Here is a 13663-nt window from a genome sequence, read left to right as displayed (position 1 = left end):
AGGTAATATTATATAAAAAAAGCTCGACACATGTCGAGCTTTTTTATTATACAGAATAATCAATTACTTATCCCACTTATAGTTTTTCTTTTCGGCCTGTTTTTTTATAGCATTTAGCATTGCATTTTCTAAACCATTATTAATTTTATTGTTCTTCTTTTCATTAGCAATATGAATTTTTCGTTTTTTGTTTTGCTCTTGAATTTCTTTTTGAATTCTTTCACGCTCTAAACGCTTCTTTTCTACATATTGAGCTAATTCTTTTTTTGAGAGTTTTTGTAATTCTTGAGGTAAATGTTTTTTATCTACTTCGTCATAATTAAAGTCTTCTTCTTGTTCAGCATCAACTAAATCCCATTTGCTATTAGAGTAAAAGCCAGAACTTTTACTAATAGTTCTGCTTACAACGTTGCTTTTTCCATAGCTAAAAGCATTTTCGTCTTGTATGGCTTGTGCTTCGTATTTGCGTTTTCCTTGAGAACCGTAAGGGATGTAGGTTTTGTTTAATCTTATATTTAACTCTAGTATATAGTCATCATATGGTGTTGCAATGTGTACTGTTTGTTGGTTATGATCTATAGCCATATAATCTCCGTTAGTTAACAAAGCTCCTTCTTGCCATTTGCTAGAAATACCATTCTGATAATTTCCACAGAATATAGTATTAATGCTAATATCTTTTTCTTTTGCGTCTGTAGTTGCATCTAAATAGCTAACAGGTCCTTGGGTGAAAGGTTCATTACCAGCTATAAAAACTAGTTTTAAGTCGTTTTTATTATTTCCCCAGTCTAAATTATCGATACTTGTTTTAATTACCTGCCCGCAATATTCATTACCTCCATTTGTGGTTAAAGAGAATAGTTTTTCTGAAATTAAGTCTAAATCGTTTGTAAAAGGGCTAACCTGTCTAATATAGCCTTTTTGTTGAGGTAGTCCGTCATTCCCATATTCATATAAGGCTATGTTTAAATTAGGGCGCTCATGTTCGCATTTTGCATACGATAATTCATTGACGATTTCCCATAATTGAGATTTAGCTTGATCAATTAAGCCATCCATACTGTTACTGGTATCTAATAATAAAGCTACTTTAATGGTGTTTTTTGTAATAGGCTTTGCATAAGTAGTAATGGCAATTAACTCAGGAGTTTTTTTACTTTCTGCTTTACAAGCGAGCATGCTTATAGATAAAGCTAAAAGACTAATTGTTTTTAAAGTTTTCATAGTGTTTAACGTTTTAAAATTTATTTCTTTAATTCTTTTATGTCAATATTTCCGTTTGGTTAAATGACATGGCATTTATGGTCTGTTTTTGGTTGAGGGCTAGACTTAGGTTGCTATTTAGAGTAACTTTAAGTCCATTCTTACTTGAACTACGGGTTAGAGAATATCTAGATTTATAACCAAGTCATAGTTTTCATAAGTAATTGGTTGGTAGTAATAAATGAAAGAGTGTTTTTTTCATAGTAATTGTTTTAAAAACTCTCAACGAGCAGATTATTATTTGAAGTAAAATTAAAAGCAGGCATTCTTAAGAAAAACCTAAAATGAGTTAAGTATAGTTTTGAATGAGTGAAATGGTTTGTTTATTGAGAGAAGTATGTAGTTAGCTTAAATATTATGATAGATTATAGAGAAGTTGATTTTACAGTCTGATAAAAAGTATGTAGCTTTAGCCAAATGAAACCCTTTTAAGGTTGGGTATTAAAGGTTTTCTATGCTTTATAGAAAGTGAAATGAAAAATATAATATACATACTATTCATCTTATTTACGTGTTCTGTTATAGCTCAGAATAAAGGATATGATAATAACTCCAATGCAACTTCTACAATAATTAAAGGAGAGGTAATCATGAAGGAGACCAATGATCCGTTTTCGGGGGTTAGGGTTGAGATAATTGGAAAAGGGATAACCCAAACATCACTTTCTGGAGATTTTAAAATACAAGCCCAGGTAGGAGACGAGTTAATTATTAGTCACCCAGAAATTGAAACGGTTAGATACATTATTAAAGATAGCAATGATAAGCTAAGAATTTATGTAGAGGAAGAGGAGGCTAAAGAAGAGCTTAGCAATCGTAAAAAAAAGAGTTTAGAGGGTAATCAATTTATAGGTTTTATAAACTCTGCTAATAAAGTTTATAAACAGGATGCTTCAAAAGGTATTCAATTGGTAACTAAATCGCTAGAAAATATTCAGGGCTTAAATGATGTTCAGTTAGCTTTAGCGTTCAAAACATTGGGTGATATTTACTTACACTGGAAACAGTTTGATCTTGCTATTAGTAATTACCAATCTAGTTTAGATAAACAAAAAAATATTGAAGTTGAATTGAACTTAGCGAAAAGTTATTTTAAAAATCAAGAGTATATTAAAGCTATAAGAGAGTATAATAATATAGATAAGAAAAAATTATCTAATTGGCAACAGATTGCAGTTTATGAAGATTTAGGAGATATATATGCAATTCAAAAAAAATACAATAAAGCTCAAGAATCATATAATAAGGGCTTAACTATAGCTAAAAAACATTTAGTAAGACCAAAGATTACTGATTTGAACTCTAAGCTAGGGGAAGTTTCTTTTTTAGATGGAGACGTTCAACAGGCAAATACATATTTTGATAATTCATTAAACCTGGCAGCCGATGAAAATGTACAAAGAGCAGCAATAGAAAAAGAACGAGTGGCAGATTTTTATAACTCTAATCAACAATTTGATGAAGAAATAGAGTTGCGAAAAAAGAACTTATCTGAACTTGAAAGTATAGAAGAAGATGTGTTACTTGAGAATAAGCAATTTGAACTAGATTCGTTAACAACTCAAAGAACAAAATATAAAATAGGTAATGCTTATGTTCAGCAATCTAAATTTTCTGAAGCAATTCCTTATTTGAAAGAAAGTATTTCTGATGCTAATAAAAAAGAAGATTTAGTTGTAGAGAAAGACGCTACTAGAAAATTATCTGAAGTTTATAAAACTGTAGGAGATTATACAAAGGCATTAGAGACGTATCAATCTTATGTAGAGTTAGTTGATAAAATATATTTAAAGAGAGATCAGGAGATTTCTCATGCCGCTAAGTTTGGCAAAGATTTGGTTAAAAAGCAACAGCGTATAAATCTGTTAGAAAAAGAAAGAGAGTTGTCTGAATCTAAATTGGCATTAGCCACAAAAGACTCTGAGTATAGAAATAGGCAACAGCAGTTTTTAATTTACGGATTAGCAGGAGGTCTTTTGTTATTAAGTCTATTGGCTTTTTATATGTACAGAAATATTAAGCAACAAAAACTAAATAATAATTTGTTAGCATTAAAATCGCTGAGGTCTCAAATGAATCCACACTTTATCTTTAATGCTTTAAATTCGGTTAATAGTTTTATTGCCTTGAATGATGAACGAACTGCTAATCGTTATTTAAGCGATTTTTCTAAGTTAATGCGAAATGTTTTAGAAAACTCAGAAGAAGACTTTATTCCTCTTTCTAAAGAAATTGAATTGATAAAGTTGTATACTCAATTGGAGCATTTTAGATTTCAAGACAAGTTTGAATATAATATTATTGTTGATGAAGATATCGCTATAGATAATTATGTAATACCTCCTATGTTGTTACAACCTTATATAGAAAATTCGGTTTGGCACGGGCTTCGTTATAAAGATGAGAAGGGACAGCTAACAATTCATTTTAAAAGTGTAACAGATAATACCATTCAAATTTGTATAGAAGATAATGGGATTGGAAGAAAAAAATCTAAAGAATTAAAAACCCATAACCAGAAAAAGCAAAAATCGAAAGGAATGGGTAATATTAAGCAACGTATAGCTATTTTAAACGATATGTATCAAGATAAAGTAGATGTAGTAATAGAAGACTTAAATGATGATGCTGGAACAAAAGTAATAGTAACGTTAAAGAAGGATTAGTAAATGAAGTTAAAAGCCATAGTAGTAGAAGACGAAGCTAGAAGTAGAGAGATTTTAAAAAATTATCTATCCAAGTATTGTCCAAATATAGAATTACAAGGAGAAGCTGCTAATATAGATGAGGCGCTTGTTTTAATAAGAAATAATGAGTTAGATGTTGTGTTTTTAGATGTAGAGATGCCCTACGGAAATGCCTTTGATTTACTAGATAAAGTAGGAGATAGGTCTTTTGAAACTATTTTTGTAACGGCTTACGATCATTATGCTATAGATGCTTTGAATAATCATGCTTCCTATTATTTATTAAAGCCTATTTCTATAGATGACTTAATTAAGGCAGTAGATCATGTTGCTGATATTAAGAAAAAGGAAAATGAGTTGCAAGAAAAAGTAGTTCAGCCGAATTTAATATTTACTGAAGAGAAGATAACCATACCACAACAAGACGGTTTTGAAGTACTAAAGACTTCAGATATTTTATATTGTCAGGCAGATGATAATTATACTGAAATTCACTTAAATACAGGGGCTAAATTGTTAGCGAGTAAAACCTTAAAGTATTTTGAAGAGAGTTTAAGTAATTTAGGTTTTTTGCGAATTCATAAATCCTATGTAGTAAATATAAATGCTATAGTTAAATATAAAAAAGGAAAAGGAGGTAGTGTAGTGTTAGAAAACGATAAAGAGTTGTTGGTGGCTCCTTCTAGAAAAGCAAATTTATTAACCCATTTTAATTAGATATATGCTTATAAAAGAGATTAACGGAAAGAAACCTCAGATTCCTTCAGATTGTTTCGTTGCAGAAAATGCAACTATGGTTGGTGACATAAAAATGGGAAATCAGTGTAGTGTATGGTATAATGCTGTAATAAGAGGAGATGTACATTATATAAAAATGGGGAATAAGGTAAATGTACAGGATGGAGCAGTAATACATTGTACGTATCAAAAATACCCAACTATTATTGGGAATAATGTCTCAATAGGCCATAATGCTATTGTACATGGTTGTACTATTAAAGATAATGTGTTAATAGGTATGGGGAGTATTGTTATGGATAATTGTATAGTAGAGTCTAATTCTATCATTGCTGCGGGAGCAGTAGTAACTCAAAACACAATTGTAGAATCGGGTAGTATATATGCAGGTGTGCCAGCTAAAAAAGTAAAGGATATTTCTAAGGAACTCATTTCTGGGGAAATAGATAGAATAGCCAATAATTATGTAGAATATGCTAGTTGGCAGAAATAGAACTTAAATCAATCATCTTTTGGTTAAAAGAGACGCTTTTAAGCTTTAGAGGTAAGCGATTTAAAGAAAACAAAGCCGAAACCAATAACCAACATTAAGTGAAAAGGAACTAATCCGAAATCTACTTTTTCTGCCCCTCCGATTACGGTTACTAAATATGCGCTCGCTAATCCAAAAACAAAGTATAATAATAAAATTCCTTCTATAACAATATTTTTAGAAATATTCTTACTCAAATATTTATTGCCTTTCCAAGAATCTTTTAAGGTGCTAATATTGAATTTAGGTGTGCGAACAAATTCACTTTTTTTACCAATATGACCTTCTAAAACAGCTAATGTGTTGTGTAAAGAGAATCCCATAGCAATAGAGAAGAAAGCAAAGAAGTGACCTACATAGGTGAAGAAATTTTTATATCCTTTACCATTAATGTTTCTATACATAAACCAATAGCAAATAAAGAATATAATGCTACTCATTACAAAGAAACTCATTACAATAAAGTATCCACGTAAATCTTCATATTGATTTTTTATATACAACATTGGGATACTTAAAATAGCTACTATAAATACATTTAAAAACATGGTACTGTTTAATAAATGCATTACCCCATGAAACTTGGTTTTAAAAGATAGTTCTTTTGAACCAATAACTCTTTTAACCATTTTTTGGAAGTTTTCTGCTCCACCTTTATTCCATCTAAATTGTTGAGAACGAGCTGCGCTTATAACAACTGGCAACTCAGCAGGTGTTTCAACATCTTCTAAATACTTAAATTTCCAGTTTTTTAGCTGAGCTCTGTAGCTTAAGTCTAAATCTTCTGTAAGTGTATCTCCTTCCCAGTTTCCGGCATCATAAATACACTCTTTACGCCATAAACCAGCCGTACCATTAAAGTTAATAAAATGTCCTTTACTATTTCTTCCTACTTGTTCTAGAGTAAAGTGGGCATCTAGTGCAAAAGCTTGTACTTTAGTTAATAGCGAGTAGTTCCTATTAATATGTCCCCATCTAGTTTGTACAACACCAATTTCTGGGTTTTTAAAATAAGGAACAGTTTTCTTAAGCCATTCTTTTTGAGGTAAAAAATCAGCATCAAATATGGCAACAAATTCACCTTTTGCAATTTTTAGTCCCTCTTTAAGTGCCCCAGCTTTAAAACCTTCTCTGTTTTCTCGTCTTATGTGACAGATGTCTAAACCAGTTTTTTGTAAAGCATTGATCTGTTTTGCTGTACTTTTAACTGATTCATCTGTAGAATCATCTAAAACTTGAATTTCTAACTTATCTTTAGGGTAATCTATTTCAGCAATATTGTTTAATAGACGCTCAACAACATACAATTCGTTGTATAGAGGTAATTGAATGGTAATATAAGGAACCTCATCTGGGTTGTCAAGATCAAATTTAGGTTCTGAATCCTTTTTCTTTTGTGCTTTTAAATAGTTTGCCAGCAAATTTAGTTGTGCTAAAGCATAGAAAAGGATGAACAATAACGACATGCCGTATATTGCCATAACTACTAAAGAACCGTATCTTATAAAGCTTTCCACTACTATTTAAAACTGTATTTAAATATCCAGGTTAAAATTTTAACGCCCGCAAATATAGTACCTTTTATTGTACCAGACACCTTTGAGACCCCAATTCTTTTTTTATATTTTACAGGAACCTCTGTATAAGACAACTTATGTTTCAATGCTTTTAGTTGCATTTCCACGGTCCAGCCGTAGGTTTGGTCTTGCATTTTAAGGTTTAAAATTTTTTGATATTTAATAGCTCTAAAGGGACCTAAATCTGTAAATTTTGCATTAAAAAAAAGTTTCATTAAAAAACAAGCCAACCAATTACCAAAATGTTGTTGAGGTGTCATAGATCCTTTTTCTTGTAAATGTTTTACTCTACTGCCAATTACAAAATCGATATTGTCATGAATAATAGGTTTAATAATTTTGGTTAATTCTTCAGGGTAATCTGAATAATCACCATCTAAAAAAACAATAATATCTGGATTTATTTTGTTTGTAGCGATATACTCTAATCCCTTTAAACAAGCATTTCCATATCCTTTTTTAACTTGGTCTACAACAGTGGCGCCAGCTTTTTGGGCTACTTGAGCGGTATGGTCGGTAGAATTATTATTAATCACAATAATTTCTGAAACGTTATCTGGAATTTCAGCAATTACCTTATCAATAGAGCCTTCTTCATTAAAGGCAGGAATTAAAACAACAATCTTCTCCATAAGGGTTAATTGTCGCAAAAATAGAATAAAATAACAAAATTAATACTTTAATGAGTAGCTTAACTTTTGGAGTTAACACACATAGAAAAATACAATCCTTTTTTTGTGTCTAAAAAGTCTTTTTTAGATGTTTTGTTTATATCTACACATCTTCTGTTTTTTGGGCAACGCATATAGCTTGGCCTGCATGAATAAATGAAACCTAATAGAAAAATAAGTATTAGTGTATATGATGTTTTTTTCATGTTCAAAGCATTTGAATTAGAATAAATATAACGATAAAAATACCATGACAATTGCGTTAGTTGTGTTTGTGAGTTGTTTTGTGGTAAAACTTATTTTAATAAGTTCATTAAATCTACATCATTACCTAAAATAACATCAGGCTCTATATACCTGGTTTTATCATCATTAGGAGCGTTTTCTAATTTTAATACACCTCTTGGGCATACTGCAGAGCAAATACCACAACCAACACAGCTAGCACGAACTATGTTTTGTCCTTTTTGGGCATAAGCTCTCACATCAATACCTTGTTCGCAATAAGTGGAGCAATTACCGCAAGATATACATTGCCCACCGTTTGTGGTAATTCTAAATCTTGATTTAAATCTTTGAAATAACCCCATGTAACCAGCCATAGGACACCCAAATCTACACCAAACTCTACTGCCTAATATTGGATAAAACCCAACACCAATTACACCAGAAAAAGCAGCACCAATAATAAAACCATATGGTTGTTGAAAGTATTTGTAAATGCTTAATCCAAAAACAGTTCCGGATTTAGTAAAATATCCGTAAAGTGTTGCAGCAGTCATTATAAACACCCAAACCATAATTAAGTGAATTAGCCACCTTTCTAATTTCCAAGCTGATAACTTTTTAGAAGATAAATGCCTAAACGAATCACCTGCAGTCTCTGCTAAGCCTCCACAACCACAAATCCAAGAACAATACCAGCGTTTTCCTAAAAAGTAAGATAAAAATGGAGTGACAACTAAAAATAAGATAACTCCCCAAACTAAATAAGTCATTCCTAATGGTTGGTAAGCTTCAGCCTGCATAGCATCTAAGTGCCATTTGTTGAAAAAGTCATAATCTAATGGCCAGACGTTTTTTAAATCGGTATCATACCATCCAATGTATTTCCCTTCTGCATTAGTGGCTCCATTGTAGTTTAACCCTTCTAATATTTGAGGAATTAAATACGCAAAAAAAGTTTGTGATGCAATAACTACGATTGTTCTAATTACTTGATAGCGATTATAGCGGTATTTATAAATAAACTTTATTCCTAAAGCAAAAATTAAAACGGTATACAAAGTACCATATACAAACCATTGATTGGCAGGTTTACTGATAAAAAAATGACTAAGAGGATCAAACAAAGCAATTAACCCCTGATTAATGCCTGATGGTCCAGTAGCTTGACCTAATATTTCAGGAAACCAATAAAGAAGAATGTAGAAACCAGTAAGAATAAAACCAAGTATCCAACCCCAAATACCTCTATTCGATAGAGAGTTAAACCAAACATGATTGTTTTTGATTCCTTTGGGGTGTAAAGAGTATGTTCTATATGCATAAACACTAGTCCCAACTATAATAGATAGTAAAGAAAAAGTAAGTGATATACTTTTATTTTCAATATTAATGCCTAAAAATGAAATAGCTAATACCAATACACCAATTAAAGCCATACCAAAACTTATTTTTTGAACAGGATCTAATTTTATTTTATGGGGATTTGAAATCGCGTAACTTGTATTTTTTGATTCCATATTTTTACTTTGTTAAATTTAGGATTCGCTTCCAACTTCTTCTTTTAACTATAATAGATGAGTTGTTTTCTTTGTTGTAAGCTTCAATAATTTCTTTCTCGTATTGTTTGTAGAATTCTGGGTCAAAATTGGCATCAGATAAATGCTCTAATACGTAATCTACAGATCGTTTTTCATTCAACCACCTATCAAATATTTCATGTCTCATTCTAATACCAAAAGTATTGATGCCTAAAAATTGGTTGGTCTCTTCATGAGAGGATAAAGTGATACAAACAAGCTCTTTAGAGTGTCTCCAATGAAATTGTTTTTCATACTTTTTAGGTTGAGCAAATACCCATCCATAAGTTTGATATTCAATGTCTAAGAACTTTGCAGAGTTAAACCAATTTCCAGGGTTGTATTGTTTTTTATTACCACAAATGGTTTGAGCTATAGTTTCTCCCATCATTCTTCCCGTATACCAAACAGCTTCTATGGGTCTTCTATTGCCTATAGTTTCTTGTTGCTCGGCACAATCGCCAATAGCATAAACATTAGGGGTATTAGTTTCTAAATACCTATTTACTACTACTCCTTTGTTGGTTTTTATGTTTGATTTTTTTAAAAAATTAATATTCGGAGAAACACCGGCAGTAAGTCCTACTAAATCACATTCAATAATTTCACCAGTTTCTTTTATTTTAATTGCTATAGCTTTTCCATTTTTATCACCAATAATTTCTTCAAGATTGACCCCTAACCGTAAATCGATATGATGTTCTTTTATATGTTGGTTAATCATTTCAGACTCTCCTTCAGGTAATACTCCATTCCAAAAACTAGATTCACGAACTATGAAAGTAACCGGAATGTTTCTAGATCGTAACATTTCAGCTAATTCAATACCAATTAAGCCACCGCCAACAATTACAGCTCTTTTGCAGTTTTTAGAATACTCTTCTACATTATCTAAATCTTGTTTGCTGTATAAACCAGTTACGCCTTTTAGATCTTGACCCGGCCATCCGAATTTATTAGGTTTAGATCCTGTAGCTAGAATAAGCTTGTCATATTTTAAGTTACTATTATCAGCAAAAACAAGTTGGTTGTTTGTAGTGTCAACATTAGTTACGAACCCTTTTTTTAATTCAATTCTATTCTTTTTCCAAAACCAATTTTCATATGGTTGTGTGTGTTCAAACTTCATGTGCCCCATGTAAACATACATTAGAGCAGTTCTTGAATAAAAATAATCAGTCTCTGCAGAAATAACAGTAATTTTTTTATCACTATTCTTTCTAATATGTCTAGCTGCTGTAATACCAGAAATTCCGTTTCCTATTATAACTATGTGTTCTTTCATAAAGAAATAATCTTGGCTAATGAGTCGTATATAAAGTTAATAACTTAAAACGATTATATAATGGCAAGTTATTTATATTCAATATAAATAAAATGTGTCAGCCGTTTGTTATTTAAAGAAAGTAGATGTTTGTGATTTTATCTTGAGAATAAGATTTAGAAAAAAGTTGTGTGAAATTAGTACTGCTCGTGATTAATTGCAATATGCATATTTTGTATCTTGTTTGCTATAGCAATACGATTAATATGCGTTTTTTTATTTTTTTATTACTGTTTGTTTCTTGTCAGTATCAACAAGAAAAAGTGAATGGAGTTTCATTTGTTTCGTCAGGAAAAGAGGTGAATCTAGAAAATATAACACCAGTTAAAAAGCTAAATGCTAATTACGCAGCAGTAATGCCATTTGGGTTTATAGAAAGCTTGGGGCACTCTAATTTAAGATTTAATGAAGAATGGCAATGGTTTGGAGAACGCGAAGAAGGAGTAAAACAATATATAGAGGAGTTACAAAAGCAAAAAATAAAAGTAATGTTAAAACCTCAAATATGGGTGAAAGATGGATTGTTTACGGGTAAAATAAAAATGAATTCTGAAAGTGATTGGCAACAATTTGAAAAACGCTATTCAGAATTTATCTTAACATTTGCTAAAGTAGCTCAAGAGAAGCAAATTCCTCTTTTTTGTATAGGTACAGAGCTAGAGTTCTTTGTAGAGAATAGACCTGGTTTTTGGAAGAGTTTAATAAATGAAGTCAAGAAAATTTATAAAGGAAAATTGACCTATGCGGCTAATTGGGATGAATTTACAAAAACTGTTTTTTGGGCTGATTTAGATTTTATAGGTATAGATGGTTATTTTCCTTTAACTGAAGAAAAAACACCAACTATAGACTCATTAAAATTGGGTTGGGTTAAGCATAAAAAAATAATGAAGAAGTATTCAGATTCGCTTCAAAAGAAAATATTATTTACAGAATTTGGATACAGAAGTCTAGATTATGCTGCTGCTAAACCTTGGGAGGTAGATTATAATAAAACATCGGTTAATTTAAAAGCTCAAGTTAATGCAACTAAAGTTTTATTTGAGGAGTTATGGAAAGAAGAGTGGTTTGCAGGAGGTTTTGTTTGGAAATGGTTTATTGACTATGAAAATTCAGGAGGAAAGAATGATTCTAGGTTTACGCCACAAAATAAACCAGTAGAAAATGTAATACGAGAATATTATTTGCGACATAATTGATGTTAAAAAAAGAATGATATGAAAAACATACTCAGAGTTTTAATTTTTAGTCTAACATCAATTACGTTTGCTCAACAACAAATTGATTCAATTCAATTTAACGGGGTAAAAAAGAATAGTGAATCGTTTTTAAGAAGTCTTATATTATCACAACCAGATACTGTATCAGATACATTGTTGTTAAATCAAGATGTTAAAAAGTTGAAACGTTTAGCGGGTATATCTCATGCAACCTATGCTATACAAGGTAATAAGGTTATTTTTACTATAGAAGAAAATCACACTTTAATACCAGCTGTAAATATATGGTCTGTAGATGATATTTTTTCATATAAAATAGGAGTATACGATTATAATTTGTTCGGAAGAAATATCACTTTTGGAGGTTTTTATCAATATAATGGAGAGCCCTCTTTTGGCGTAAATTTATTTGCACCATATTTATTCTCTAATAGACTTGGTTTAGCTATTAATGTTCAGAAATGGTCTAGTAAAGAGCCATTTTATTATACAGAAGATGCAACCAATTATATATATAATAATTTAGGGGCAGAAGCATTTCTTACCTATGAGTATAATTTTAAAAATAACTTTAGGTTGGGATTAAATATAGGTAAGGATGAATACACCTATGATTCTGGAGTATTAAATGCATCAGTAGAGCAAGATATTACTATCAATAAAGCTATTATTAAATTTTTATATGAGTATAACAATTTAGATTTTAACTACCAGTATGTTAGCGGACTCAAAAATGCTTTTACTTTACAACAGCATTTTACAGATAATAAAATACAACCGAGTTATTTAGCTGGTTGGAATGATATTATGTATTTTAAAAGAGTAGGTGTAAAAGGAAATTGGGCAAGTAGGTTAAGAGCTGGTTTATCTACAAATAGTTCTAGTGTCTTTGCTCCTTTTGCGGTAGATAATAATGTAAATATTAGAGGGGTTGGAAATTTAATAGATAGAGGAACAGGTAGTTTGGTGCTTAATACAGAATATCGTCATACATTATACGATAAAGGTGGATGGTTTGCTTTACAGGGTAATGTATTTGTTGATGCTGGTACATGGAGGCACCCTGGAGGAGAATTAGATGATTTTGTAGATTTTGGCAGAGGACAGCTGTATTCTGGGTTAGGGTTTAGACTCATACATAAAAAAATATTTAATGCAATTTTTAGATTGGATTATGGTTATTCATTCGAAAATAATTCAGGAGGAATTGTATTTGGTATTGGCCAGTATTTTTAATAATTGATAAACTTTTTTAAGGGCGCATAACATTTGTTATGCGCTTTTTTATTTTTATAACATGTAATAATTTTTGACTGAAGCCACTAACTAGATAAAAACTAATTAATGAGTAGTGATTTTTACATACTGTTTATTCATCCGTATAAAGCTATTATCATAAAAATATGTAGAGCTTATACAAATACGCAAGAAGATTTTGAAGACTATTATCAAGAAGTGTGCTTACAAATATGGAGGAGTAGAGAACGATTTAAAGAACAATCTGAATGGTCTACTTGGATTTACAGATTGTCTTTAAATGTATGTATGACCTTATTAAAGAAAAAGAAAAATAACCATCAGAATTATGCTTCAGACTATTTACCTCCTGAAGTTACTGAAGATGTAAAAGCCTTTACAGACGAAGATTTAAATATGTTATACAGAGCTATTAAACAATTGTCTGAAGTTGATAGGGCAGTTATCCTTTTATATTTAGAAGAAAGACCTTATGTAGAAATAGCAGAAATCATAGGAACTAATTCTAATAATATAGGAGTGAGGGTAAAACGAATTAAAGAGAGATTAAAAAAAATAATAACCAATAAATATTAATTAAAAACAACTA

General features: G+C 30.7%; 12 protein-coding genes. 6 read left to right on the top strand and 6 right to left on the bottom strand.

Annotated elements, in window-relative coordinates:
- Positions 1 to 63: 63 nt before the first annotated feature.
- Positions 64 to 1224, bottom strand: a complete 1161-nt coding sequence (locus ACFQ1O_RS06345; protein ID WP_377714495.1) for a vWA domain-containing protein — start codon at positions 1222 to 1224, stop codon at positions 64 to 66.
- Positions 1225 to 1736: 512 nt separating this feature from the next.
- Between ACFQ1O_RS06345 and ACFQ1O_RS06340 the strand changes: the two genes are divergently transcribed.
- The 3 genes from ACFQ1O_RS06340 to ACFQ1O_RS06330 are packed head-to-tail and all read left to right on the top strand — an operon-like array spanning position 1737 to position 5181.
- Positions 1737 to 3929, top strand: coding sequence for a tetratricopeptide repeat-containing sensor histidine kinase (locus tag ACFQ1O_RS06340; protein WP_377714493.1), 2193 nt, complete (start codon positions 1737 to 1739; stop codon positions 3927 to 3929).
- A 3-nt stretch (positions 3930 to 3932) separates the two neighbouring features.
- Positions 3933 to 4667 carry a LytR/AlgR family response regulator transcription factor gene (locus ACFQ1O_RS06335; RefSeq protein WP_377714491.1) on the top strand — a complete coding sequence of 245 codons (735 nt, stop codon included), beginning with the start codon at positions 3933 to 3935 and terminating at the stop codon, positions 4665 to 4667.
- A gap of 4 nt (positions 4668 to 4671) precedes the next feature.
- On the top strand, positions 4672 to 5181 hold the full coding sequence (locus tag ACFQ1O_RS06330; protein ID WP_377714489.1) for a gamma carbonic anhydrase family protein: 510 nt from the start codon (positions 4672 to 4674) through the stop codon (positions 5179 to 5181).
- A 38-nt stretch (positions 5182 to 5219) separates the two neighbouring features.
- Here the strand turns inward: ACFQ1O_RS06330 and ACFQ1O_RS06325 are convergent, their stop codons facing one another.
- The 5 genes from ACFQ1O_RS06325 to ACFQ1O_RS06305 form a co-directional block, all read right to left on the bottom strand.
- Positions 5220 to 6737 (bottom strand): cellulose synthase family protein, encoded by a 1518-nt coding sequence (locus tag ACFQ1O_RS06325; protein ID WP_377714487.1) that lies wholly within the window; start codon positions 6735 to 6737, stop codon positions 5220 to 5222.
- A 2-nt stretch (positions 6738 to 6739) separates the two neighbouring features.
- Positions 6740 to 7429 (bottom strand): glycosyltransferase family 2 protein, encoded by a 690-nt coding sequence (locus ACFQ1O_RS06320; RefSeq protein WP_377714485.1) that lies wholly within the window; start codon positions 7427 to 7429, stop codon positions 6740 to 6742.
- Between the two features lie 59 nt (positions 7430 to 7488).
- Positions 7489 to 7674 carry a hypothetical protein gene (locus ACFQ1O_RS06315; protein WP_377714483.1) on the bottom strand — a complete coding sequence of 62 codons (186 nt, stop codon included), beginning with the start codon at positions 7672 to 7674 and terminating at the stop codon, positions 7489 to 7491.
- A gap of 90 nt (positions 7675 to 7764) precedes the next feature.
- Positions 7765 to 9213, bottom strand: coding sequence for a 4Fe-4S binding protein (locus ACFQ1O_RS06310; RefSeq protein WP_377714481.1), 1449 nt, complete (start codon positions 9211 to 9213; stop codon positions 7765 to 7767).
- Between the two features lie 4 nt (positions 9214 to 9217).
- Entirely contained in the window at positions 9218 to 10558 is a 1341-nt protein-coding gene (locus ACFQ1O_RS06305) for an NAD(P)/FAD-dependent oxidoreductase (RefSeq protein ID WP_377714479.1), read from the bottom strand.
- Positions 10559 to 10803: 245 nt separating this feature from the next.
- Here ACFQ1O_RS06305 and ACFQ1O_RS06300 point away from each other — a divergent pair, with 245 nt between their 5' ends.
- The 3 genes from ACFQ1O_RS06300 to ACFQ1O_RS06290 all read left to right on the top strand — a co-directional run bounded on the left by ACFQ1O_RS06300 (position 10804) and on the right by ACFQ1O_RS06290 (position 13650).
- Positions 10804 to 11796, top strand: coding sequence for a glycoside hydrolase family 113 (locus ACFQ1O_RS06300; protein ID WP_377714477.1), 993 nt, complete (start codon positions 10804 to 10806; stop codon positions 11794 to 11796).
- An 18-nt stretch (positions 11797 to 11814) separates the two neighbouring features.
- A complete protein-coding gene (locus tag ACFQ1O_RS06295) occupies positions 11815 to 13053 on the top strand; it encodes an outer membrane protein assembly factor (RefSeq protein ID WP_377714475.1) in 1239 nt (412 codons plus the stop codon).
- A gap of 108 nt (positions 13054 to 13161) precedes the next feature.
- Positions 13162 to 13650, top strand: a complete 489-nt coding sequence (locus ACFQ1O_RS06290; protein WP_377714473.1) for an RNA polymerase sigma factor — start codon at positions 13162 to 13164, stop codon at positions 13648 to 13650.
- Positions 13651 to 13663: the final 13 nt, after the last annotated feature.

The organism is Pseudofulvibacter geojedonensis (genome assembly GCF_042675745.1).
GTDB classification, from domain to species: Bacteria; Bacteroidota; Bacteroidia; order Flavobacteriales; family Flavobacteriaceae; genus Pseudofulvibacter; species Pseudofulvibacter geojedonensis.
Note: the sequence above shows the minus strand (reverse complement) of the source record. Positions and strands in the feature narration are given on the sequence as shown.